We start from the raw sequence: 22,855 nt of genomic DNA, 5'->3' as shown, positions 1-22,855 counted from the left end.
TGAGCAGCTCCGAAAGCTTTCAACAACAGTCGCCCGCCATCTACGCCAGCCCCAGCTGCTCAAATTTACGATGCAGCAGCGCCAGGTAGCCCTCCTTCAACTCGGGCGTTAGAAAGCTTTCCGCCAGCAGCTTCTCCCAGGCCGGCCGGACGCGGACAAACCGGGTAAATACCCCCGTCATCACCTTGTCCTCCACGCCAGCCCGCCGCGCCGCCGCCAGGAAGTCCTCCTGCCGCAGCTTCTTCTTTTTGCCGTTCAGCGTCAAGACCAGCTCCTCCGTGTCGGCCGGATTCACCAGCGCCGTGGCCACCAGGTCGTAGGCCGGGGCCAGCCCGTAGCCCAGGCCCGGCGTGTGCAGCAGCGAGAAGTTCTTCAGGTGCATGTCGGCGTTGCCGGTCAGGAAACTGAACAACATCAGCTCATAGCAATTCACCACGTCCAGACCGGGATTGGCCGAGTAGGTGCGCAGGGCGCGGGCTATCTGCTCATGCGAGCCGTCGTACTTGTTTTCGGTCAGCCGCTCGGTCAGCTGGCACATGTCCTCCATGTGCAGCTTTTCACCCTTCCGGCGGTCGATGCGCCGCGTCACGTAGGCCAAGGCCCCGTCCTGCAGCCGCAGCAGGCCGTGCGGCACGGTGGTAATGCGGGCCAGCGCGGCCAGGTGCATGGTGGCGTCTTCTACTTCCGGCAGGTGCAGGTAGCGCGAAGTCGGCGGCTTCAGAATATACTCCCCGCCCAGGGCCCCCACGATGGTCAGCCGGGCCGGACCATCCGCGGCGCTGCCCGGCACCAGGGATAGCGAAAGCTTGGGCTGCACGCCTGTCACCGTCATGTGCTGGCGTACTATCTCCTCAGCCAAACCCAGCATCTGTGCTTCCGAGTAGGGGAAGGCCGGCGGCGTGGCCCGTGCCCAGGGCATTTCGCCCGCCCTGTTGGGCTGCTGGCAGCGCCAGGCGCTGGATCAAGCCGTGCCCAGTAGCGTCGAGCGTGACGAAATTAAGCAGCTGCGCGTCGCGCTCCAGCGCGTGGAAATGGAGCGCGATATTTTAAAAAAAGCCGTAACCATCTTTGCGTAAGCGCCTCAATCATGAGGCGTTACCAGTTCATCGAGGACTGCGCCGAGCCCTGGCCGGTGCAGGTGCTCTGCCGCTTGTTGGCCGTGAGCACGGCCGGGTATTACCAGTGGCGCCAACGGCCCGCTGCGGCCCCGGCACCTTGGCATATTGCGGCCCAACAGGCCTTTACGCGCCATGCCGGCCGCTACGGCACCCGCCGGTTGCGGGCGGAGTTACGCGCCGAAGGCCACGCAATCGGCCGCTACGCGCTACGCTCGTGGCTGTACCGGCAGGGATTGTGGGCCTTGAGCACCCGGCCCCAACGTCTCCGCACGACCGTGGCTGACCCAGCGGCCATCGTGGCCGAAAACCGACTGCTGGGCCAGCCGGCCCCCACCGCCCCCAACCAGGTCTGGGTCGGCAACATCACGTATTTGCCGTTGGTGGCCGGGCGCTGGTGCTACCTGGCCACCTGGCGCGACGCTTGTTTGCGCCGGGTCGTGGGCTGGCACCTGGCCGCGCAGATGCCCACCGAACTCGTGCTCCACGCGCTCGAACAAGCCCTGCCGCTACGCCAGCCGGCACCCGGGCTCATCATCCACGCCGACCTCGGCAGCCAATACACCAGCGCCGCTTGCCGCGCCCGTATCACACAAGCCGGGGCCCTGCCCAGCTTTAGTCGGCCGGGCAACCCTTACGACAATGCCCAGGCCGAAGCGGGCTGGAGCACCCTCAAAACCGAATTACTACCCGGCGGCAGCCCATTTACCTCCCTGGAAGAGGCCCGGCTGGAGGTCGCCCATTACCTCGACACCTACTTCAATCTCGACCGCCGCCACTCCGCCCTTGACGACCGCTCACCGCATCAATTTGAATGCGACTTCAAAAGCAACCTGCCTTCGCTTACTATCCGTTTTTATTGGACCACCCCAGGCCTCGAGTATCGTAGTTACGCTGGATACTTAAAACCGTGGGTGTGGGTAAGGCACTAAACGAAAGCAGAGGTGATGGACCAAAAGCAAGCTTGTTCATTAAAGTGGCCGCGGAGTAGATGCCCGTCAGGTGAATATGTGGCGAGGCGCTGAGGGCATATGGGCACACCAACGAGCATACAAAGAAAAACCCCCATGTAAACGCTTGGTTTACATGGGGGTTTTTCTTTGTAGCGCTCCCTCCTGGGCTCGAACCAGGGACCCTCTGATTAACAGTCAGATGCTCTAACCGGCTGAGCTAAGGAAGCGTTTTTTCTAGCCGAAACACCGGTTGTTGTTGTTTCGGAGTGCAAATCTACAACGGGCTATTAAAGAAACGCAAGCCTTCGCCCATTTTTTTTCAAAAAAATATGCGAAGGCTCAGTTCGTAATATTGAGAATATTGCCTTGCAGACTGGTACTGTATTGTTTAAGTGGCCGCGGGGCGGGGCCGCCCGTTATTTGCCCCTGCAAATCAAATTGCGAGTTGCAGCACGAATCGCGCATAAAAAGCCGCGACTTGTCCAGGCTGACCGTCGCGCAGGCATCGTACGGGCGGTAAGGGCAGTTGCGCTCGAAGGCTAAATAGCTGTTTGCGTTCTGACGCACGACGATGACGCCTTTTACGCCACCGGTACCAGCCGGGCCCTGCACGGGCAGCGTCACGGCCCCGTTATTGGCACGTAGGTTCACGTACTCTTGGTTGGTGAGCACCAGGCTCAGGTTTACCGGAGCGTAGGGAATGAGCGGCTGGTCATCGTTTTTAGCGCCGCATGCTGCTGTGCCCAGCATTAGGCACAAAATTATAAATACGGAGAGGCGCTGCATAGGAGGATGAACTAAATGAGTGGCTTGCGAAGCGTTTGCCGAGGGCTGCAAATTTCCGCGAGGCCGCTTGCTGCAAACGCAAACCAGCCCTGCTTATTTCTTAAACAGCGAGTTCACGAACGTATGCCGGTCAAAGAGCTGCAAATCCGTCATCTTCTCCCCCACCCCGATGTAGCGCACCGGAATGCTGAGCTGGTCCGAAATGCCGATTACCACGCCGCCACGGGCCGTGCCGTCGAGCTTGGTAATGGCCAGGGCCGTAACTTCGGTGGCTTTCGTGAACTCCTTGGCTTGCAGGAAGGCATTCTGGCCGGTGCTGCCGTCGAGCACCAGCAGCACCTCGTGGGGCGCGTCGGGAATCATCTTCTGCATCACACGCTTGATTTTGCTCAGCTCGTTCATCAGGTTCACCTTGTTGTGCAGGCGGCCGGCCGTGTCGATGATGATGACATCGGCCCCCATTTCCACGCCGGTTTTCACGGCATCGAAGGCCACGGAGGCGGGGTCGGTGTTCATGCCGTGGCTCACCACGGGCACGCCCACGCGCTGGCCCCAGATGATGAGCTGGTCGACGGCGGCGGCGCGGAAGGTATCGGCCGCGCCCAGCACCACCTTTTTGCCGGCCGAGTGGAAGCGGTGGGCCAGCTTGCCAATGGTAGTGGTTTTGCCCACACCATTCACACCTACCACCATAATCACGAAGGGCTGGCCGGTACTACCGGCGCGGTCCAGCACGGCGGTTGAGCCGGAGTCATTATCCTCCAGCAGGGCCACGATTTCCTCGCGCAGTATGCGGTCGAGCTCGCCGGTGCTCACGTACTTGTCGCGCGCCACCCGGGCCTCGATGCGGTCGATGACCTTCACCGTGGTGTCGATGCCCACATCGGCGTGCACCAGCAGAGTTTCCAGGTCGTCGAGCACAGACTCGTCCACGGTGCTTTTGCCCACCACGGCCTTGCTCAGCTGCTCGAAGAAGTTGGTCTTTGTTTTTTCCAGGCCAGCATCAAGCGAGGCTTGCTGGGCAGGAGTTTCCTTGTCCTTTTTAAAAAAATCGAAGAGGCCCATGGGGTTCTGTCATGCTGAGCCTGCGAAGCAACTTATCACGCTCGCAGCACTCGGATTGGTAACTCTACTGAAAGCACCCCGGCTGAGATGCTTCCTTGGCTAACGCCGACCTTCGGCTCGTCAGCAGAACAAAAGTGAGCATACCAAAAGGTATTACACGCAAAAAGTCCCACGAAGGTGGGACTTTTTAAACTTTTACAAAGCCGAAGCAGGCTGGCAACTATTTGTTGCCGGTAGCCAGGTAGTCCTGCACTTTGTCGAGCAACACCATTTCCTCGCGGAAGGTGTAGGCTCCGGTTTTCTCCGATTTAACGGCACGAATTACTTTCGCCCAGTTCTTGGCGTTTTCAACGGTTTTCAGCGTTGCTACTACTTTCTTAGCCATTGTTCAGGTTATTTAATTTCCTTGTGAACAGTCATTTTCCGCATAATCGGGTTGAATTTCTTCAGCTCGATGCGCTCGGGGGTATTCTTGCGGTTCTTGGTGGTGATGTAGCGCGAGGTGCCCGGCAGGCCCGAGGTTTTATGCTCGGTGCACTCCATGATAACCTGCACCCGGTTTCCTTTCTTGGCCATCTCGACGGGGGTGTATGTGTTTTAAAATTTAGGACTGCAAAGGTACGGGGATTTTTGGAAATGCCAAAGGACTCAGCCGCAACTTTCAGTTGGAGAAGCAGAACGGAGGTAAATGTGTGCCAAACAACGTCATGCAGAGCGCAGCGAAGCATCTTGCCCGCCACCACATAAACCAATCTAATGACTTACTTACTGCGAGCAAGATGCTTCGCTGCGCTCTGCATGACGTTCAGTGACACCCAGCACCCGGCCACTAGCTACTTCAATTCCGGCAGTTTGAAGCCTTCCAGGGCACTGGGTTCGGCCATTAGCTTCTCAATGTCGGCCACGGTGCGCGGGGCTTCGGCCGATAAATTCTCGTAGCCGGTGGCGGTAATCAGGGCATCGTCTTCGATGCGGACGCCGATATTCCACCACTTGGGGTCGCAGGGCGAGCCGGCGGGGATGTAGATACCGGGCTCGACGGTGATGACGTTGCCGGCTTGCAGCGGGCCGTAGCTGCCGCTGTCGTGCACGTCGAGGCCGAGGTAGTGGCTGGCCCCGTGGGGGTAATAGTTACGAAATTCCTCTTTCTTTTTGATAATGCCGAGCTTTTGCAGGCCGGCGGCTACTACTTCCTGGGTGGCTTTGTTGGGGGCATCGAAGGGTGCGCCGGGCCGGCAGGCGTCGAAACCTGCCTCCTGGGCGGCCAGCACCAGCTCGTAAATCTGGCGCTGGGCGGGGCTAAAGGTGCCGGAGGGCGGCGCGGTGCGCGTGACGTCGGCGGAGTAGCCGTGGTATTCGGCCCCGCAGTCCATAAGCACGAGGTCGTTGTCGAGGCGCTGGCGGTCGTTGGTTTCGTAGTGCAGGATGCAGCCGTTGGCCCCGCCGCCCACAATGCTGGGGTAGCCCTGGAACTCGGCCCCGTAGCGGCGGTACACGTACTCGTGCAGGCCCTGCACTGCCATTTCGCCCATATCGGGGCGCAGCAGCTTCAGCACCTCGCGCTGGCCCTGGGCGCTGATGCGGATGGCGCGGCGCAGCAGGGCCAGTTCCTCGGGCGTTTTGATGGCGCGCAGGTCGCCGAGCTTTTCGCCCAGCGTGGCATCGTCCAGGCGGCCGGGCGGATTGGCGGCGATGGCTGCCTGACGGGCGGCATCGGTGGTGGCGGCCAGGTAGGCGCCGATGAGCGGCGTGGTGCCGAGGGCCGGCGTTTCCTTCACCTGGCTGCTCAGGTATTCGGCAACGCGCCTGGCATTTCGCATGCCGTTGCGGCGGATGATGCTGTTGAATTCGGTGACGGCCGGGTTGTAGTCGGCTGGCACACCAGCCTGCTGGCGGAAAGTGGCCACCAGGCTGTGCAAATCGGCGGGGTTGGCGAAGTCATCGCGGGTGTCGGCGGGCAGGTTGGGAACCAGTATTTTATCAAAACCAGCCCACTTGATACCGGCGGCGGCGAAGTCTTTGTTGTCGGCGGCATATTGCAGGGCCAGCTGCGATTTGGCCCCGGCAGCGCCCAGGCGGCGGCCGGTCCACTGCTCGCGGGCGGGGTTGCGGGGCTGGGTGAACAGGGCTTCGGTCACGCCGGGCTGGCCACCCACGGTGCGCGGCTCCTTGAAAAGCAGCAGCACGGCATCGGGCTCTTCATAGCCGGTGAGGTAGTGAAAATCGGGGTTTTGGTGGTAGATGTAGTCCACGTCGTTGGCCCGATTGCGGACAGGTGCGGCGAACACCACGGCCACGCTATTGGCAGGCATTTGGGCCCGGAGCAGCTCGCGCCGCTGCTTATGGAAGGCGGGCGTTAGGAAATTGGTGGGCCGAGCGGGGGCCGGGTTATTGGCTAGCGGCTCGGGGATGGAAGTGGGCGCCTGGGCCGAAGCCGCGAAGCCCAGCAGCCCCAGTAAACCGACAAAAACCACTAAGGAAGCTTGTAGCCACGGCCGGAGCGACCAAAAACGGGGAGAGAGCCGGAGCCGCATGAGCATCAGGAATTATGATAACAATCAGACTAACATGCAAGGTAGCCGCCAACAGACAAAGCCAGCGCCGATACGTTTGCCCTGGAGGGCAAACGTATCGGCGCTGGCTTTAAATCAGATTAGCGTTTCCAGTGACTGGTTTCAGACTATTTTAGTCGAACCGGAAACAGGAAACGAGCAACCTAAATTGCTAGTAAACGATGAAGCCCTGCTCCTTTGCCTTCTTCAGGACGGCCATAATGCCGTTCTTGTTGATGGTGCGGATGGTGGAGGTAGCTACTTTCAGGGTTACCCAAGCATCTTGCTCGGGGATGTAGAAGCGCTTTTTCTGCAGGTTCGGATAGAACTTGCGCTTAGTCTTGTTGTTAGCGCGCGAAACGTTGTTACCAACGCGGGTACGCTTGCCGGTCAAATCACAAACACGGGCCATGATATCGGAGGGTTAAATTTTATTGCAAAGCAGGTAAACGGGCCGCAAATATCGGCAAAAGTCTGGCATTCACCAAACACCCCACCCTTATTTCTGGTCAGATGCGCCCTGAGCGCCTGGTTTGGGCTTAAAATTCCAGGGGCAGTGGCGGCAGCTACTCTGGCAACAGCTCCCCCGACGACGGTGGTACTGCTCGGTGAAGACGAGGTAGCCTTCGGGCGTGTAGTAAAAATCGCCGGGCTGGAGCGGCTGGGGTACGGGAGCGGGCATCGGGGAATCAAAGGTAGGTCCGGTGGCGTTGAATAGCTGAGGTGTTGTACCTTGTGCTACTGAAATTTCTAATTAAATCTATGAAAACGCCTACTGGTTTCACGCTGTCGCTCCTAGCTGCGGCCGCCGTATTGCTGGCCCTGCCGGCTGTGGCCCAGGTTGCTACGCCAGTAGTACTAACTATCGCCACGGCCCCGGCCGGGGTACGCCCGGCCCTGGCCCGCGACGAAACGGCCCTGGCCGACCCTGTGCGCGAGGCCCTGCGCACGCTGCCTCAAGCCAAGAAAAAATTCCTGGCCGGCCTGCCCATCGGCGACCAGTTTTTGCTGTCGGTGCGGGTGATTGCCACGGATACCAGCTTCCGACAGGCCTCGGTGCGGGTGCTGGGCTGGCACGGCAATACGGTGCAGGCCTTGCTGCTGCCCGATAAAGCTGCTGTAGCCACTACTCCGGCCGAGCCCACGGCGGTGACCTTCCCCGAAACCGCCGTGGTGGACTGGACCCTGCTGCGGGCCAGCGGCCGCGAAGAAGGCAACTACGTGGGCCGCTACACCGACACCGCGCGCCAGGTGGAAGGCATGCGCCTTCGCTAGTAGACTGGTAAGCGGGCTGCTTGTCATTCCGACGCAGGAGGAATCTGAGTAAAACGGTCACGCACAGTTCTCAGACTCCTCCTGCGTCGGAATGACAGGCTCTACACCAAATAGTATGGGCCGAAAACCCGTAATTTCGGGCTTCACCAACTCCCGCCCGTGCCATGTCAACCACCGCCTCCCCCACCGCCACGTCCAGCCGCGCCGAGCAGCTCATGCAGCTCGAAGACCAGTACGGCGCGCACAACTACCACCCCCTGCCTGTGGTGCTGAACCGGGGCGAAGGCGTGTACCTGTGGGACGTGGACGGCAAGCAGTATTTCGACTTCCTTTCGGCCTATTCGGCAGTCAACCAGGGCCACTGCCACCCGCGCATTATTGATGCGCTGACCAAGCAGGCGCAGCAGCTCACGCTCACGTCGCGGGCTTTTTTTAATGACCAGCTGGGCGCGGCCGAAAAGCAGCTGTGCGAACTGTTTGGCTACGAAAAAGCCCTGATGATGAACTCCGGGGCCGAGGCCGTGGAAACCGCCCTGAAGCTGGCCCGCAAGTGGGGCTACCAAGAAAAAGGCATTGCCCCGAACATGGCCCAAATCATCGTGGCCGAGCACAACTTCCACGGGCGTACCACGGGCATTATTTCCTTCAGCACCGACGGCGACAGCACGGGCGGCTTCGGGCCGTTTGCGCCCGGCTACCGGGTGGTGCCCTACAACGATATGGAGGCGCTGGAAGAGGCCTTGCAGGACCCGCACGTGTGCGGCTTTCTCATTGAGCCCATTCAGGGCGAGGCGGGCGTGATGGTGCCCTCGGTGGGCTACCTGGCCCAGGCGGCGGCGCTGTGCAAGGCGCACAACGTGCTGCTGATTACCGACGAAATCCAGACCGGCCTGGGCCGCACCGGCAAGCTGCTGGCCTGCGACCACGAGGCCGTGCGCGGCGATATTCTCATCCTGGGCAAGGCCCTGAGCGGCGGCGTACTGCCGGTGTCGGCGGTGCTGGCCGACGACCACATCATGCTCACCATTCAGCCGGGCCAGCACGGCTCTACGTTTGGCGGCAACCCCCTGGCCTGCGCTGTGATGCGCGCCGCGCTGGATGTGCTCATCGACGAGAAGCTGGCCGAGAATGCCGCCCGACTGGGCGAGATATTCCGCCAGCGCATGCGCCAAATCCAGGCCCAGCGCCCCGAAACGGTGGACCTAGTGCGCGGTAAGGGCCTGCTGAACGCGGTAATTATTATGCCCGCCGAGGACGGCCGCACCGCCTGGGACGTGTGCGTGACCCTGATGGAGCGCGGCGTGCTGGCCAAGCCCACGCACGGCGACATCATCCGTTTCGCCCCGCCGCTGGTGATTACCGAGGAGCAGCTGCACGCCGCCTGCGATGTGATTGAGGAAGTGATTCTGGCGTTTTAAGCTGTCTGTCATCCTGAGCGCAGCGAAGGACCTTGGCACACCCGAACAAAACGTTCAGATGTGCCAAGGTCCTTCGCTGCGCTCAGGATGACCGTTTTTTTGTGTCCTCATGCCCAACACCAACCTTTCCTACTGGGAACAACGGTCCTTCTTCGGCCCGGCCGATGTCGCCATCATCGGCGCGGGACTGGTGGGCCTCACGGCGGCCATCTACCTGAAGCAGCAGCGGCCCACCTGGCGCGTGGTGGTGCTGGAGCGCGGCGCGCTGCCCAGCGGCGCATCGACTAAAAACGCCGGCTTCGCGTGCTTTGGGTCGATTTCGGAATTGCTGGAGCAGGAAAAGCGGGGCGACTTGCAGGCCGTGGTGGCCGCCCGCTGGGCCGGACTAGGCCGGCTGCGTGCGCTGCTGGGCGATGCCGCGCTGGACTATCAGCCGGTGGGCGGCTATGAGCTATTTCGGCACGAGGAAGCACCGCTGGCAGCTGAGTGCCGGGATAAAATTGACTATTTCAACACCCTGCTGGCGCCGGTGGTGGGCCACGCCCGCACCTTTCGCGACGCCAGTGCCGAAACCGGGCAATTCGGTTTCGGAGGCGTGGGCACACTGCTGAAAAACGAGCACGAAGGCAGCCTCGACGCCGGCCGCATGATGCGCGCCCTGCTGGCCCGCGCCTGGGCCGCCGATATGCCCGTGCTCACCAGCTGCGCCGTGGAAAGCGTGGAAAGCACCGCCGCCGGCCACATCTTATTCCTGGCCAATGGCGCGGCCGTGACAGCCGGCCAGGTGCTGCTGGCCACCAACGCCTTCGCTACAGAGCTGCTGCCGGAGCTGGCCGTGACGCCCGGCCGCGGCCAGGTGCTGGTGACTGAGCCGCTGCCGGACGTGCGCCTGCCGGGCACTTTTCATTACGACCACGGCTACACCTATTTCCGCCAGCTGGCCGACCACCGCATCTTGTTGGGAGGCGGGCGCAACCTGGATTTTCCGGCCGAAGAAACCACCGCGTCCGGCCTCACGCCCACGGTGCAGCACTACCTCGAAAACCTGCTGCATGAGGTGATTATGGCCGGCCAGCGGCCCCGCATCGACTACCGCTGGAGCGGGGTGATGGGGTTCGGGCCGGCGCTGGCGCCCATCATCGACTGGGTGCGGCCGGGCGTGCTGGCCGCCGTGCGCTGCAACGGCATGGGTGTGGCCCTGGGAGCGGGCATTGGCTGGGAGGCGGCGCAAAAGCTGACCGACGGGTAGCGGAAACCGGCCAATATTCGTACAGCCCTGCTCAGACCTCACTTCCGGCTTTCCTCTATGCTTTTTGCTACGCGCCCCCGCCTGTTTCACTCCCGTTTGCTGGCTTTGCTGGTGGTCATTGGCGGCCTGGCCAGTGGCTGCCAGAGTAGCCGGCGCAGCTTCTCGTTTCAGCCGATGCCGGGGCGGGTGCAGGCGGTGAAAGCCGCCGCCGCAGCTGCTGCCACGCCGGAAGCAGCCGCCGCGCCGCTGGCCGTGACCGCAGCCAAAACGGCCGCTCAGCCAATCCTTGCTTTGCCCGCTGCCCGAGAGTACCGCCGTGCATTGCCGCAGCCTGAACCATTGATGGCATCAACAAAAACCGCTGATATTGCGACTTTGCCGATGGTGCGCCCGGCCGCCACGCACCGGCGGCCCCTGCTGGCCCGGGCGCACGCCCCGGCCGAGGCCGGGCTGGGCACCACGGTGCTGGGTGTGCTGGGGCTGGTGGTGCTGCCCATTGCCCTGCTGGGCCTGCTGCTGAGCGGTGGCGGGCTGGTGTGGGGCATTGTGGCGGGCGCGGCGGCGCTGGCGGTGCTGGTGGCGTACATCGACCCGTTTGGGCGGCGGTAGGGTTTCGGGCCGAACTTTGTGGCTTCGTTTTGCTTTTACAGAACGTTTGATTTTCTTTTTTCACGTTCCGGGCGCAGGCCCGGCGTCATCGATATATGCTCCCAACCCACCGCCCCCGCCGCAACCGCAAGTCCGAAGTTATTCGGGACATGGTGCAGGAAACCCGTCTCACCACCCACGATTTCATCTTTCCGCTCTTCATTATTGAAGGCGAGAGTCAAAAGCTGGAAGTGAAGTCCATGCCCGGCATCTACCGGTTTTCGGCCGACCGCATTATCGAAGAAGTGGGCCAGTGCGTGGAGCTGGGCATCAAAACCTTCGCCCCTTTTCCCAGCATCAATGATGCGCTGAAGGACCGGCTGGCCAAGGAATCGGCCAACCCCGAAGGCCTGTACCTGAAAGTAGTGGCCGACATCAAGCGCCAGTTCCCGGAAGTGGTGCTGATGACCGATGTGGCCATGGACCCCTACAGCAGCGACGGCCACGACGGCGTGGTAGATGCCGAATCGGGCGAAATCCTCAATGATGCCACCCTGGAAGTACTGGGCCAGATGGCCCTGGCCCAGGCCCGCGCCGGGGCCGATATCATCGGGCCCAGCGATATGATGGACGGCCGCGTGGCCTGGATTCGGCGGGTACTGGACGAGAATGCATTCAGCCACGTGAGCATCATGAGCTACACGGCCAAGTACGCCTCGGCTTTCTACGGTCCGTTCCGCGACGCCCTGGATTCGGCCCCCAAAAAAGGCGACAAAAAAAGCTACCAGATGAACCCCGCTAACAAGCGCGAGGCCCTGCGCGAGCTGGCCCTCGACGAGGCCGAAGGCGCCGACATAGTGATGATAAAGCCCGCCCTGAGCTACCTCGACGTGATTCATGCCGTGAAGGAGCGCACCCACCTGCCCGTGACGGCCTACAACGTATCGGGGGAGTACGCCATGGTGAAAGCCGCCGCCCAAAACGGCTGGCTCGACGGCGAAAAGACGATGATGGAAGTGCTAACCAGCATCAAGCGCGCTGGGGCCGATGCCATCCTGACCTACTTTGCGAAGGAAGCGGCCGCTGTGCTGCGGCGCGGGTAGCACGGCTTGTATTATTTAGCAGCGTTGGGCAAATGCAGTGGGTAATACCGCCGGATTTGCCCAATTTTGTTGATGGGCAGTGTGCCTGTTTGTCCTTATGACATCGTTTTTCTACCGTTGTGTGCTGCTGGCGCTGCTGGCGTGGGCTGGCCTGGCCCAGCCCGTGCGGGCGCAGGGGAGCAAGCCGAAGCCCCGCCCGGCTGTCCCGGTGCCCTATCGGGCCGTGGATGCCCGGATGCGGGCCGTGCCCGATTCGTCGGCGCGGACGGTGGGCGGGCTGGCGCGCTTCATCACGGCCTCGTTTCCGACGGAAGGCGACCGGGCCCGGGCGGCCTTCGTGTGGGTGGCCCACAACATCCGCTACGACGTGGAGGACATGTATGTGCCGGACCTGCAGGGCGAACACCCCATTTCTGCGCAGCAAACGCTGGACCAACGACGCGGGACGTGCGAGCACTACGCCGAATTGTATAGTGCGCTGGCCAACCAAGTGGGCGTACTGACTTACGTGGTAACCGGCTACACCAGCCTGCGCGCCCCGGTGGGTCATGCCTGGTGTGCCAGCCGCATAGCCAGCCAGTGGTGGCTGATGGACCCTACCTGGGCAGCAGGCTACCTGGAAAAGGAGAAGTTCGCGTTTCGCTTGAACAACTACTTTTTCCGAGTAGCACCGGCCACGTTCATCGCTACCCATATGCCCTTCGACCCGCTATGGCAGTTGCTACCAGCGCCGCGCATGCCCCAACAGTTTCAGCAAGGCACGCGCCCTGCCCCGCCCGGCCTCCCCTTCGCCTTTGCCGACTCAGTAGCCGCCTACGCCTTGCAAAGCCCGGAGCAACGACTACGAGCCACGGCGCGCCGGGTGGAGCAGAACGGCGTGAAAAACGACTTGACGTATAGCTTTCTGCTTCACATTCGCCAGCAGAAGTCCAACCAATTTGTCGATGCGTACAACAGTGCCATCGATGCCTTCAACGTGAGCACCAAGGAGTTTAATGCGTTTATCGTTTTTTTCAATCATCAATTTCTGCCCCGCCGGACCGACCAAGAGCTGCAGCAGGTGCTGGTGCCTTTGGCCGCGCAGCTGGCCGAGGTGCGTCGCTTACTAGCTACGGCCCAGCCGGTTGCCCCAGTCCAACAGGCTTCGCTGACGGAATTTCTTGTTTCGGTGCAGCTACTCGAAACCAAGCTCCATGATGGCCAGGCCTTCGTGGCGCGTTACCAACGCACCAACAAACTTTTGCGGCTCATGCTCTTTGCTAATCCGGCCGCTACGGGGTCGCTGTCGCACTGAGCGGACCAAGTAGCAAGCAGCACTATTCTAGCAACCGCATTCCCATTTCACTGCTCATGCCCACCATCCGCCGCGCCACCGCTGCCGACCTGCCGGCCATTCTGGCCCTCATCCGGCGGGCCGTGCCGCTGATGCACGCCAGCGGCAACTTCCAATGGTCGGCTGACTACCCCAACGAAGCCGTATTCATCGCCGACATCGCACACAACCACCTGTGGGTGGCCGAGCTGGCTGGCACAGTGGCCGGCGTGGCCGCCCTCACCCAGGACCAGGATGCCGAATACGCCCAGGCCGACTGGGACGTGACCGAGCCCGCCCTGGTAACGCACCGCCTGGCCGTGGACCCGGCCGCGCAGGGAAAAGGCGTGGCGCTGGCCCTGATGGCGCAGGCCGAAAGGCAGGCCGTGGCGCAAGGTTTGAAGTTTTTGCGCGTGGACACCAACTCGGAGAATGCCGCCACGCAACGGCTGTTTCCGAAGCTGGGCTACCGATTTGCGGGCGAGATTACGCTGGCATTTCGGCCGGGGCTGCGATTTTTTTGCTACGAAAAGCGGCTGGGGTAATGGATTTATTTCGGGTCGGCTTGGTAGTGGTGTTGCTCGGGCTAGGCATGCTTTACAGCAAGCGAGCGGGCAAACTGACTGCGGCCGCGGCCGGAACCGGCGGAGCATTGGGACTGCTGATTTACCTGGGCAGCGGGTTTGCGGGGCTGGCGCTGCTGGCGTTATTCTTCGGCCTCGGCACGGCGGCTTCCAGCTGGCGCGTGGCCGACAAGCGCCGCCTCGGGCTGGCTGAGGAAAACCGGGGCCGCCGCACCGCCGGGCAGGTAGTGGCCAATGCTGGCGTGGCGGGCCTGCTGGGGCTACTGGCCTGGCAATATCCGCCCGCCGCTCCGCTGGCCCAGCTCATGCTGGCGGGCAGCCTCGCCGCCGCCACCGCCGACACGTTGTCCTCAGAATTAGGCAACGTGTATGGCCGCCGCTACTACAACATCCTCACCCTGCGGCCCGACACGCGCGGCCTCAACGGCGTGGTGAGCCTGGAGGGCACGGCGCTGGGGCTGGCGGGCACGGCCGTTATCGCCACGGCCTACTGCCTGGGCTTCGGCTGGGGGGCGGCGTTTGGGTGGCTGCTGGTGGCGGGCACGGCCGGCAATCTGGTCGATTCGGTGCTGGGCGCTACACTGGAGCGGCGCGGATTATTGAGTAATAACGCTGTCAATTTTATCAATACCCTGACCGGCGCGCTAGTGGCGGGTGGGCTGATGAAGTGGTTGGGTTAGCTGAGCTTTACAAGCGAAAAAATGCCGATACCTCGGCCAGAACTATATTTTCTGGCTGCGGTGAGTGCTGCTAGCGCATCGGGAAATCCTTTGCCACCATCGTGCGCAATTGTTTCTCCAGCACCGCTTCATTTAATGGTTCCCGCTCGGCGGGCGGAGGCGTATGGTTATAGTAAACGATATTCTTTTGCTCCCCATCATAGATAAACAAGCAGATATCTGACTTGGCCTTGATGGCTATCGGCACCATCATTCCCATTGTCAGCAGCCCAACCCCAATACTTTTGGCCAATTGATTGCCGTAATTACCCTCCAGTCGGGTGAAGCCTTGAGTTGCCGCTACCAGTACATAACGTTGATTCTGACTTGCCAATAGATGGTCCAGCACCGGCAAATGTGCTCCCGTATCCAAACGCTGACGCTTTTCAATCCCGTTCACCGCCCGGTAAATCTCTTGTCTGGCCTGTTGCTGAAGCGAATCAGGAATCACCAGCTCATTTCGCAGATGCAGCTCGACCTGATGATTAACCAATAATTTTCGCATCAGCCGCACCGACTCAGCTGATGCTTCCGGATTGAATTCCGGCTGATTACCACGCTGAATAGTAGATACTTGCGCTACTGGCGAAGCAAAGGACATTTCAAGGATAGCCTTGGGCTGAAACCCGGGACGCAGGATGCCAGAAGTGGTGGCACAGGATGATAGCAGCCCCGTGAGCGTTACCAGAATCACAGCGTAGCGCATTTTTTGCATCATGGTGTTCGAAGTGGCGAAAATGCTAAGCTACCGCGCAAACGGCCACCGGCCCAGCCGCCGACTCCAGAGCAGGAATGCGCCGGTGCCCAGCGCCATCATGCCCAGCGCGGCCACTTGGAAGTAGAGTTTGAAGGTCACCCCAAACCACTCTACCTCGGCCGGCGCGATGCCCACGAACACGAACAGCCACACGATGATGGCCAGGATGACAGGCAGCGGGTAGAGCGGCATCTTGAACGGCAGCGCACTGGTGCCACGCCGCTTCCGCAGCAATATCAGGCCCACGGCCTGGCCCACAAACTGCACCAGAATCCGCATGGCCAGAATGGCCGAAATGACCTCGCCCAGCCGGAACAGCAGGCTGAATACAAAGCCCACGCCGCCCAGCAGCAGCAGCGATACGTAAGGGAAGTTTTTGGTGGGATGCAGCTTGCCGAACACGGGCAGGAACTCGCCATCGGCCGCCGCCGCGTAGGGAATGCGCGAGTAGCCCAGCAACACCGCGAACAGCGAGGCAAATGCCACCAGCAGCACCATGGCCGTGGCCACGTTGGCCGCCGTGGGCCCGTACAGCCGCTCCATAAATACGCTGATGATGAACTGCGACTTGTCGCCGGCACCGGCCTGCCAGCTCTGCACTTCCTGCCACGGAATGACGGTGCCCACGCTCCAGTTCAGGAGCAGGTACAGCACCGCGATGCCCAGAATGCTTAGGAAAATGCTGCGCGGAATAACCTTTTCCGGCCTTTTGATTTCGGCCCCGAGGTGGCACACATTATAGTAGCCGAGGTAGGAGTAGATGGTTTTGACAGCCGCCTGGCCCATGGCGGCCGAAATCAGCAGCCCCGGCAGGGCCGAAAAGCCGCCGGCCGGAAAAATATCGACGTGGTGGTTGGGGTGCGTAACGCCGCCGAAAATCAGCCAGCCCATGAGGCTCAGTACGCCCACCCACAGGGCCACGCCCAGCTTACCAATGTCCTCGATGCGGCGGTAGAGCAGCGCCACCAGCAGCAAAACCACCGTGCCGGCTACGGCCTTGGGCTGCCACCACTCGGTCATGGGCACGAGGTAGCCGAAGTACTGGGCGAAGCCGATGGCGCCAGAGGCCAGCACCAGCGGCGACTGAATGAGCGTTTGCCACACGTAGAGGAACGACATGTAGCGGCCCCATTTCTGCTCGCCATACGCCAGCTTGAGGAAACGGTAGCTACCGCCGGCTTCGGGGTAGGCTGCGCCCAGCTCGCTCCAAATCAGGCCATCGACGGAAGCCAGGGCCGCGCCTACCAGCCAAGCCAGCAGGAAATTCGGGCCCATAAAGCCCATCACGAGCGGCAGGGTGACAAAGGGGCCAATGCCCACCATGTCAATCATATTGAGGGCGGTAGCTTGAACCAGGCCCAGACGGCGCTGCAAAGTAGGTGCGGACATAGGAACGAAAGTAGCGCGGACTTTCAGTCCGCGACTGCATTGGCCCCCTCGCGGACTGAAAGTCCGCGCTACATTTTACCAACCTCCGCCCGCCCACCTTCGTACCCCAATGCATCATTTCATACAATGTTCATCGAAAACCAATGGCTGGCAACTCTTCTAAAATCGTAGTCTACGGAGCCATTGGGGCTAACGTGGCCATTGCCATTTCCAAATTTGTGGCGGCCTATTTCACCGGTAGCGCGGCCATGATGTCGGAAGGTATCCACTCGCTCGTGGACAGCGGCAACGGCGGGCTGATTCTTTTCGGGCTGAACCGCAGCGAGCGGCCGGCCGATGCCCGGCACCCCTTTGGCCACAGCAAGGACCTGTATTTCTGGACGGTGATTGTGGCGGTGATGATTTTTGCCGTAGGTGGCGGCATGTCGCTCTACAAGGGCTACCAGTACCTGCAGCACCCCGCGCCCCTCACCGACCCCACCTGGAACTACTGGGTACTGGGCCTGGCCATGCTGTTTGAGGGCACGGCCTGCGCGCTGGCCTACCGCGAATTTCGCAAAACCCAGGGCGCGGCAGGTTTCTGGCAAGCCCTGCGCGACAGCCGCGACCCAGCCGTATTTGCCATTCTGCTCGAAGACATGGCCGCCCTGGTCGGCCTGGTGATTGCGCTGGCCAGCATATTTCTCGGGCATTATTTCAATAATCCTTACTTCGACGGGGCCGCCTCCGTGGCCATTGGCGCGCTGCTGGTGGGCATGTCGATATTCATGTTGCGCGAAGCCCGGGGGTTGCTGGTGGGCGAAGGGGCCAGCCCCGAGGTGCTACGCGGGCTCGAAGCCCTGGCCAGCCAGGACGCCGCCGTCACGAAGCTGCGCGCGCCGCTTACCATGTACCTCGGCCCCACCGATGCCATCCTGGCCCTCGACATTGCCTTTCACGACCACCTTACGGCCGTGGAGATAGAGCAGGCCGTGGAGCGCCTGCAAACCGCCATCAAAGGCAAGTACCCCGAGTTCCAGCGCGTCTTCATCGAAGCCTCGTCCCTCAATGGCCAGCAGCGCCAGAAGGCCTCTCCGCTAACTCCTGGCTAGACTTCTGCCAACGGCAACCCCATTTCCTGCGTACTTGCGCATCTATGTCAGACGCGAACGCATCCAAAATATCCCTCTACGGCGGGATTGCTGCCAACGTGGCCATTGCCATCAGCAAGTTTGTGGCGGCGTATTTCACCGGCTCATCGGCCATGCTCTCGGAGGGCATTCACTCGCTCGTGGATACCGGCAACAGCGGCCTGCTGCTCTACGGCACCGCCCAGAGCCAGCGCCCGCCCGATGCCGAGCATCCCTTCGGCCACAGCAAGGAGCTGTATTTCTGGGGCTTGATTGTGGCCGTGCTCATCTTCGCCATCGGCGGCGGCATGTCGTTTTACGAGGGCATCAAGCACATTCAGCACCCCGAGCCCATCGAAGACGCGGGCTGGAACTACGTGGTGCTGGGCATTTCTTTTCTGTTCGAAGGCATTGCCTTTTATCTCTCGGTGAAAGCGCTACTGGCCCAGGCCGATGCCAACGTGGGCTTCGTAAAAATGCTGCGCACGAGCAAAGACCCCGCAGTATTTGCCTCGGTGATGGAAAACCTGGCGGCCCTCGTGGGCCTGGCATTGGCGGGCCTGGGGGTATTCCTGGGGCATTTGCTGAACAATCCTTACTTCGATGGCGGCGCGTCCATCGCCATCGGCCTGCTGCTGATGCTGGTGGCCATGTTTCTGGTGGGCCGCACCAAGGGCCTACTGGTGGGCACCGGCGTAGATGCCGCCACGCTGGCCAACCTGGAGCGCATTGCCCGCGACCAGCCGCAGGTGCGCAACATCCGCTCGCCCCTCACCATGTACCTCGGCCCAAACGACGTGATGCTGGCCCTCGACGTAGACTTTGCGGACAACCTGACGTCGAGCGAAGTAGCCACCGCCGTCGAGCGCTTGCAGGATGCTATTCGGGTGGAGCATCCGGAGGTAAAGCGCATTTTCATCGAGGCCAAAAACCTGGCAAATGCGGCCCCGGTAGGGATACAATAAAACCATCATGCCGCGCGGAGCAGAAGCATGACGGTCAAAATAAGCCCAATATTAACCCCAATCCCACTTTCGCGGTAAACCCCCGGTGCGCCCGCCGCAGCTACCGGGCTGACGCGGGCGGCCGCCTGTTCCACACAGCCCCTTTGCTATGAAAGTTCCTACCCCCGTTGCCTCGCCGTTTCGCTCCTTTTGGTGGGGCGGCTACGAGTGCACCGACCAGCTTAACGCCTTCGGCCACCGCGTCGATTTCCTGCCCCTCACGGGCCATTTGCAGCTAATTGACGAAGATTATACCGCTCTCGACCCGTTCAACGTCCGCACCGTGCGCGAGGGCATTCGCTGGGCGCAGATTGAAAAAACGCCCTATCAATACGATTTCAGCACGGTAAAAATCATGTTCGACGCCGGGCAGCGCCACGGCATTCAGCAGGTGTGGGACTTGTGTCACTTCGGCTACCCCGACGACCTCTCGCCGCTGCACCCGCTATTTGCCCGGCGCTTTGCCGCGCTGTGCCGCGCCTTCGTCGATTTCTACCGCTCTGTGCGACCCGACGATGTGCTCATCGTCACGCCCATCAACGAGGTTAGCTTCATCAGCTGGCTTGGGGGCGATGCCCGCGGCACTACCCCCTACTGCCATGGCCAGGGCTGGGACGTGAAATACGGCCTCATGCGCGCCTACATCGAAGGGGCTCACGCCCTGCGCGAGGCCGACCCCAGCATCCGCATGCTCAGCACCGAGCCGCTGGTGCACATTGTGCCGCCGCTGCACGCCACGCCCCGCGAGCGCCGCTGGGCCCGCGAAGCCCACGACAACCAGTTTCAGGCCACCGACATCCTCGCCGGCCGCCTGTGTCCCGAGCTGGGCGGCCACGAAGACCTGCTCGATATCGTGGGCTTCAACTACTACTACGACAACCAGTGGCAGAACGGCACGCCCAACAAGCTGGGCTGGCGCGACGACGTGCCCGACCCGCGCTGGGTGCCCCTGCGCAACCTGCTGCGCTCGGCCCACAAGCGTTACCACCGCCCCTTCGCCCTCACCGAAACCAGCCACCCCGGCGTCGACCGCCCCCAGTGGCTGCGCATGATTGCCGAAGAATGCGCCGCCGTGCTCCGCGAGGGCCTGCCGCTGCAAGGTATCTGCCTCTACCCCATCATCGACCGGCCCGACTGGGACCACCTCGACCAGTGGCACCAGTCCGGCCTCTGGGATGCCGACCTCAGCCAGCCCGGCCCCGCCCGCGTGCTGCACCAGCCCAGCGCCGAGGCTTTGCTGGCTGCCCAGGCTCTGGTAACCGAAGCCGTACCCCAGCGCCGTCCCCGGGCAATATTGGTGTAGCGCAAACTGCACAGCTTGTGTTTTGGCCGCCGGCCCGGCCGTATTTTCAGCCCATGGATGCTACAGTTTACCTCCCTTCGCCCCTCGGCCCGCTCGCTATCATTAGCTCCGATGCGGGCCTTCGGGCCGTTTCGTTTCTTGATGCTGAAGTAACCACTACACCGTTTGCCGCCGTGCCCGCCTGTCTGCGTCCGGCGCATCAGCAGCTGCAAGCTTATTTCGGCCGCGAGCTGCGGGAGTTTGACCTTACTTATGATTCCGATTTCGGCACCGATTTCCAGCGGCAGGTATGGCAGACGCTGCTGGGCATCGGTTACGGCCGCACGGCCTCCTATCTCGACGTGGCGAAGGTGTTGAATAATCCTAAATCCGTCCGGGCCGTGGGGGCGGCCAACGGCCAGAATCCGCTGGCCATTGTGTGGCCCTGTCACCGCATCATCGGGGCCGATGGCAGCCTCACGGGCTACGCCGGCGGCATGCACCGCAAGAAGTGGCTACTGGAATTTGAGCAGCCGGTCAGGCAGGGCGGGCTGTTTGGGTAAGGTGCCCTTATTCAGAATAAAAAACGTCATGCTGAGCGAAGTCGAAGCATCTCTACCGTGCACGTAATTCATTTACTCTCGCGGTAGAGTTGCTTCGACTTCGCTCAGCATGACGTTCTCCCCCACCCCCGTTTATCCCGGTGCCCCCACCAGCTTGAGCAGCCCCTTATAAATAATGTTGTGCTGCCAGTACAGCTGCAGCACCATGGGAATATGGTGCCGGCCGGGAATAATAGTGTACGGCGCGGGCTGCCCCGTCGGCTTCAACCGGTCCCGGAAGCGTCCCGAGCTGCCGCTGATGCTTGGGTACGTTTCGCCGCCGATGTAGAAGATGAACGGCGGCAGGTTGGGCTTAATCTTATAGATGGGCGACATTTCCTTCCACACGGCCGGGTCCTTGCCGAAGGGCACGAGGTATTGGGCGTCGCCCTCGTACTTCATTTCCGTGAGGTAGCTATACATATCCAGCCCCGCCGGGTCGTCCATGATGGCCCCTTTAACCGGATTCTGAGGCAAGCCATTTTTCGCTAATAATTCATCATCGGTAGCCAGCAGGGCGGCCAGACCGCCGCCCGCCGAGTGGCCCATCACGAACACGCGCTGCGGGTCGCCGCCGTATTGTTTGATGTTGTTTACCGTCCAGGCCAGGGCGCGGGCACAGTCGGCCGCCTGCTCGGGCACGTGCACGGGCGGAGCGAGGCGGTAGTTAATCACCACGGCTATCACGCCCTGCTTGGCCAGCCGCCGGCCAATGAAGGTGTAAATATTCTTGTTGCCACTCGTCCAACTCCCGCCGTGGATGAACAGCACGACTGGATACCCGGCCCCGTTGGGCGCGGCTTTTTTGGGCGAATACACATCCAGAATATGGCGCTCCTTGTCGAAATCGGGGGCGGTGGCGGGCACGTAGGCCACGTCTTTGGTGCGGTGGCTGGGGCGGGCCACCACGTATTCGGTGGCCAGCATGATGACCACAACAGCCAGCAGTACGACCATGGGGGTCAGCAAAGAGAAACGACGCATGCGCGGGGATTAAGCAGAGGGGCCTGCGGCCGAATGCCGGCGCAGGAGCTACACCTACGCCCGGGCCGGGACGGCAGTTTGCCCGGCAGTGGCGTGGCACCGGGGTCGGGTGCTTGGCAGCATTGGCTTTATCTTTGTCAGAACGGCTGCTGGCTGGCTTTTGCCGGGCCGGGCTTCCCTCATTTATTTATTCGCACCCGTGTCGATTTCTGCTTTGCCTAAGAATATTTCGGCGGCCCTGGCCGCCCTGCTGCTGGCAGGCCTGCTGGAAGCCGCGCCCGCCCAGGCCCAGCGCAAGGGCGCGGCCGCCCCCACCGTGAACGCCGATGGCAGCCTGGCCACCCCGGCCCCGAGCAAGCCCATGCGCCTGCAGCCCCTGTTCGGTGGCCTCAGCCCCACGCAGGCCACTCAGGTTATCGGCGAGGCGCAGCTCAAGGCCATTGCCGCCAGCTTCGCCTCCACGACCGAAGCCAGCACGTTCTTCACCAATAAGGGCTACGAATACCTGCGCGAAAACCAGCCCGACACCGCTGCCTACCGCTTCAACCTGGCCTGGCTCCTCAACCCCCAGAATGCCGAAGCCTACCGCGGCCTGGGCATTATTGCCAGCGGCCAGCCCACCCCCGACGCCGCCATTACCCTGCTGAGCAAGGGGTTCGGCATTGCCCCCACCAGCACCCTGCTCATGAGCGACCTGGGCGCGAGCTACCTCATCCGCTACGGCCAGACCAAGAAGAAAAAGGACCTCGCCATGGGCCTGACCCTGTTGCAGCGCGCCACCGCCGCCGACCCCACCAACGCCAACGGCTGGCAGCAGCTGGCCCGCGGCCTCTACTACCAGGAAAAGTATGCCGAAGCCTGGGATGCTGTGCACAAAGGCCAGAACGCCAGCGTCGGCAGCCTCGATTTCGACCTCGTCACCGACCTGCTGACCAAGCTACCCGACCCGCAGGGCATCTTCAAATAAACCCCGGCCGGCAGACGGATTTCAGCGGTTTGGGCGTTGGGT

Annotated in this window: 26 protein-coding genes and 1 tRNA gene; 15 read left to right on the top strand and 12 right to left on the bottom strand. The window is 61.8% G+C overall.

Annotated features, from left to right (window positions below):
* Positions 1–40: 40 nt before the first annotated feature.
* Positions 41–868: a HipA domain-containing protein gene (locus tag KQ661_RS06025; protein WP_216685921.1), complete on the bottom strand. Its 828-nt coding sequence runs from the start codon at positions 866–868 to the stop codon at positions 41–43.
* A gap of 31 nt (positions 869–899) precedes the next feature.
* Between KQ661_RS06025 and KQ661_RS06020 the strand changes: the two genes are divergently transcribed.
* Positions 900–1,076 carry a hypothetical protein gene (locus KQ661_RS06020; protein ID WP_216685920.1) on the top strand — a complete coding sequence of 59 codons (177 nt, stop codon included), beginning with the start codon at positions 900–902 and terminating at the stop codon, positions 1,074–1,076.
* An 11-nt stretch (positions 1,077–1,087) separates the two neighbouring features.
* Positions 1,088–2,047: an IS3 family transposase gene (locus KQ661_RS06015; RefSeq protein WP_235726932.1), complete on the top strand. Its 960-nt coding sequence runs from the start codon at positions 1,088–1,090 to the stop codon at positions 2,045–2,047.
* A 174-nt stretch (positions 2,048–2,221) separates the two neighbouring features.
* Here KQ661_RS06015 and KQ661_RS06010 read toward each other — a convergent pair.
* The 8 genes from KQ661_RS06010 to KQ661_RS05975 form a co-directional block, all read right to left on the bottom strand.
* Positions 2,222–2,295: transfer RNA gene (locus KQ661_RS06010), tRNA-Asn, on the bottom strand.
* Positions 2,296–2,407: 112 nt separating this feature from the next.
* Positions 2,408–2,818 carry a Rieske (2Fe-2S) protein gene (locus KQ661_RS06005; protein ID WP_216679809.1) on the bottom strand — a complete coding sequence of 137 codons (411 nt, stop codon included), beginning with the start codon at positions 2,816–2,818 and terminating at the stop codon, positions 2,408–2,410.
* A gap of 129 nt (positions 2,819–2,947) precedes the next feature.
* Entirely contained in the window at positions 2,948–3,919 is a 972-nt protein-coding gene (gene ftsY / locus KQ661_RS06000; protein ID WP_216679808.1) for a signal recognition particle-docking protein FtsY, read from the bottom strand.
* A gap of 220 nt (positions 3,920–4,139) precedes the next feature.
* Complete coding sequence (locus KQ661_RS05995) at positions 4,140–4,304, bottom strand: DUF4295 domain-containing protein (RefSeq protein ID WP_072008680.1); 165 nt, start codon at positions 4,302–4,304, stop codon at positions 4,140–4,142.
* 8 nt (positions 4,305–4,312) lie between these two features.
* A complete protein-coding gene (gene rpmG / locus KQ661_RS05990; protein WP_168674975.1) occupies positions 4,313–4,495 on the bottom strand; it encodes a 50S ribosomal protein L33 in 183 nt (60 codons plus the stop codon).
* A gap of 257 nt (positions 4,496–4,752) precedes the next feature.
* A complete protein-coding gene (locus KQ661_RS05985) occupies positions 4,753–6,393 on the bottom strand; it encodes an aminopeptidase P N-terminal domain-containing protein (protein ID WP_226915736.1) in 1,641 nt (546 codons plus the stop codon).
* A gap of 250 nt (positions 6,394–6,643) precedes the next feature.
* Complete coding sequence (gene rpmB, locus KQ661_RS05980) at positions 6,644–6,883, bottom strand: 50S ribosomal protein L28 (RefSeq protein ID WP_168674977.1); 240 nt, start codon at positions 6,881–6,883, stop codon at positions 6,644–6,646.
* An 87-nt stretch (positions 6,884–6,970) separates the two neighbouring features.
* Positions 6,971–7,153, bottom strand: coding sequence for a DUF5522 domain-containing protein (locus KQ661_RS05975; protein WP_216679806.1), 183 nt, complete (start codon positions 7,151–7,153; stop codon positions 6,971–6,973).
* Between the two features lie 80 nt (positions 7,154–7,233).
* Here KQ661_RS05975 and KQ661_RS05970 point away from each other — a divergent pair, with 80 nt between their 5' ends.
* The 8 genes from KQ661_RS05970 (at position 7,234) to KQ661_RS05935 (ending at position 14,680) form a co-directional block, all read left to right on the top strand.
* A complete protein-coding gene (locus KQ661_RS05970; RefSeq protein WP_216679805.1) occupies positions 7,234–7,746 on the top strand; it encodes a hypothetical protein in 513 nt (170 codons plus the stop codon).
* 164 nt (positions 7,747–7,910) lie between these two features.
* Positions 7,911–9,164: an ornithine--oxo-acid transaminase gene (gene rocD / locus KQ661_RS05965; protein WP_216679804.1), complete on the top strand. Its 1,254-nt coding sequence runs from the start codon at positions 7,911–7,913 to the stop codon at positions 9,162–9,164.
* A 109-nt stretch (positions 9,165–9,273) separates the two neighbouring features.
* Entirely contained in the window at positions 9,274–10,413 is a 1,140-nt protein-coding gene (locus KQ661_RS05960; RefSeq protein WP_216685919.1) for an NAD(P)/FAD-dependent oxidoreductase, read from the top strand.
* 57 nt (positions 10,414–10,470) lie between these two features.
* Positions 10,471–11,022: a hypothetical protein gene (locus tag KQ661_RS05955; protein WP_216679802.1), complete on the top strand. Its 552-nt coding sequence runs from the start codon at positions 10,471–10,473 to the stop codon at positions 11,020–11,022.
* Between the two features lie 95 nt (positions 11,023–11,117).
* Positions 11,118–12,104 carry a porphobilinogen synthase gene (hemB, locus tag KQ661_RS05950; protein ID WP_216685918.1) on the top strand — a complete coding sequence of 329 codons (987 nt, stop codon included), beginning with the start codon at positions 11,118–11,120 and terminating at the stop codon, positions 12,102–12,104.
* Between the two features lie 97 nt (positions 12,105–12,201).
* On the top strand, positions 12,202–13,398 hold the full coding sequence (locus KQ661_RS05945; protein WP_216685917.1) for a transglutaminase domain-containing protein: 1,197 nt from the start codon (positions 12,202–12,204) through the stop codon (positions 13,396–13,398).
* Positions 13,399–13,454: 56 nt separating this feature from the next.
* On the top strand, positions 13,455–13,961 hold the full coding sequence (locus KQ661_RS05940; protein ID WP_216685916.1) for a GNAT family N-acetyltransferase: 507 nt from the start codon (positions 13,455–13,457) through the stop codon (positions 13,959–13,961).
* A complete protein-coding gene (locus tag KQ661_RS05935) occupies positions 13,961–14,680 on the top strand; it encodes a DUF92 domain-containing protein (RefSeq protein WP_216685915.1) in 720 nt (239 codons plus the stop codon). The genes KQ661_RS05940 and KQ661_RS05935 overlap by 1 nt, the downstream gene beginning before the upstream one ends.
* A gap of 70 nt (positions 14,681–14,750) precedes the next feature.
* Here KQ661_RS05935 and KQ661_RS05930 read toward each other — a convergent pair whose 3' ends face one another.
* Both KQ661_RS05930 and KQ661_RS05925 read right to left on the bottom strand, forming a co-directional pair.
* On the bottom strand, positions 14,751–15,437 hold the full coding sequence (locus KQ661_RS05930; protein WP_216685914.1) for a hypothetical protein: 687 nt from the start codon (positions 15,435–15,437) through the stop codon (positions 14,751–14,753).
* Between the two features lie 27 nt (positions 15,438–15,464).
* Positions 15,465–16,865, bottom strand: coding sequence for an APC family permease (locus KQ661_RS05925; protein WP_216679796.1), 1,401 nt, complete (start codon positions 16,863–16,865; stop codon positions 15,465–15,467).
* 143 nt (positions 16,866–17,008) lie between these two features.
* On the opposite strand from KQ661_RS05925, the gene KQ661_RS05920 reads away from it, so the two are divergent.
* From KQ661_RS05920 to KQ661_RS05905, 4 genes are all read left to right on the top strand, one after another.
* Positions 17,009–17,956: a cation diffusion facilitator family transporter gene (locus KQ661_RS05920; RefSeq protein WP_216679795.1), complete on the top strand. Its 948-nt coding sequence runs from the start codon at positions 17,009–17,011 to the stop codon at positions 17,954–17,956.
* A gap of 44 nt (positions 17,957–18,000) precedes the next feature.
* Complete coding sequence (locus KQ661_RS05915; protein ID WP_216685913.1) at positions 18,001–18,939, top strand: cation diffusion facilitator family transporter; 939 nt, start codon at positions 18,001–18,003, stop codon at positions 18,937–18,939.
* Between the two features lie 148 nt (positions 18,940–19,087).
* A complete protein-coding gene (locus KQ661_RS05910; RefSeq protein WP_216685912.1) occupies positions 19,088–20,281 on the top strand; it encodes an amine oxidase in 1,194 nt (397 codons plus the stop codon).
* A gap of 53 nt (positions 20,282–20,334) precedes the next feature.
* Positions 20,335–20,823, top strand: a complete 489-nt coding sequence (locus KQ661_RS05905) for a methylated-DNA--[protein]-cysteine S-methyltransferase (RefSeq protein ID WP_216685911.1) — start codon at positions 20,335–20,337, stop codon at positions 20,821–20,823.
* A 132-nt stretch (positions 20,824–20,955) separates the two neighbouring features.
* Here KQ661_RS05905 and KQ661_RS05900 read toward each other — a convergent pair whose 3' ends face one another.
* Positions 20,956–21,846, bottom strand: a complete 891-nt coding sequence (locus tag KQ661_RS05900; protein ID WP_216685910.1) for an alpha/beta fold hydrolase — start codon at positions 21,844–21,846, stop codon at positions 20,956–20,958.
* 199 nt (positions 21,847–22,045) lie between these two features.
* Between KQ661_RS05900 and KQ661_RS05895 the strand changes: the two genes are divergently transcribed.
* Positions 22,046–22,813, top strand: a complete 768-nt coding sequence (locus tag KQ661_RS05895) for a tetratricopeptide repeat protein (protein WP_216685909.1) — start codon at positions 22,046–22,048, stop codon at positions 22,811–22,813.
* The last annotated feature ends 42 nt before the right edge of the window (positions 22,814–22,855 follow it).

The organism is Hymenobacter siberiensis (assembly GCF_018967845.1).
Lineage (GTDB): Bacteria > Bacteroidota > Bacteroidia > Cytophagales > Hymenobacteraceae > Hymenobacter > Hymenobacter siberiensis.
Note: the sequence above shows the minus strand (reverse complement) of the source record. Positions and strands in the feature narration are given on the sequence as shown.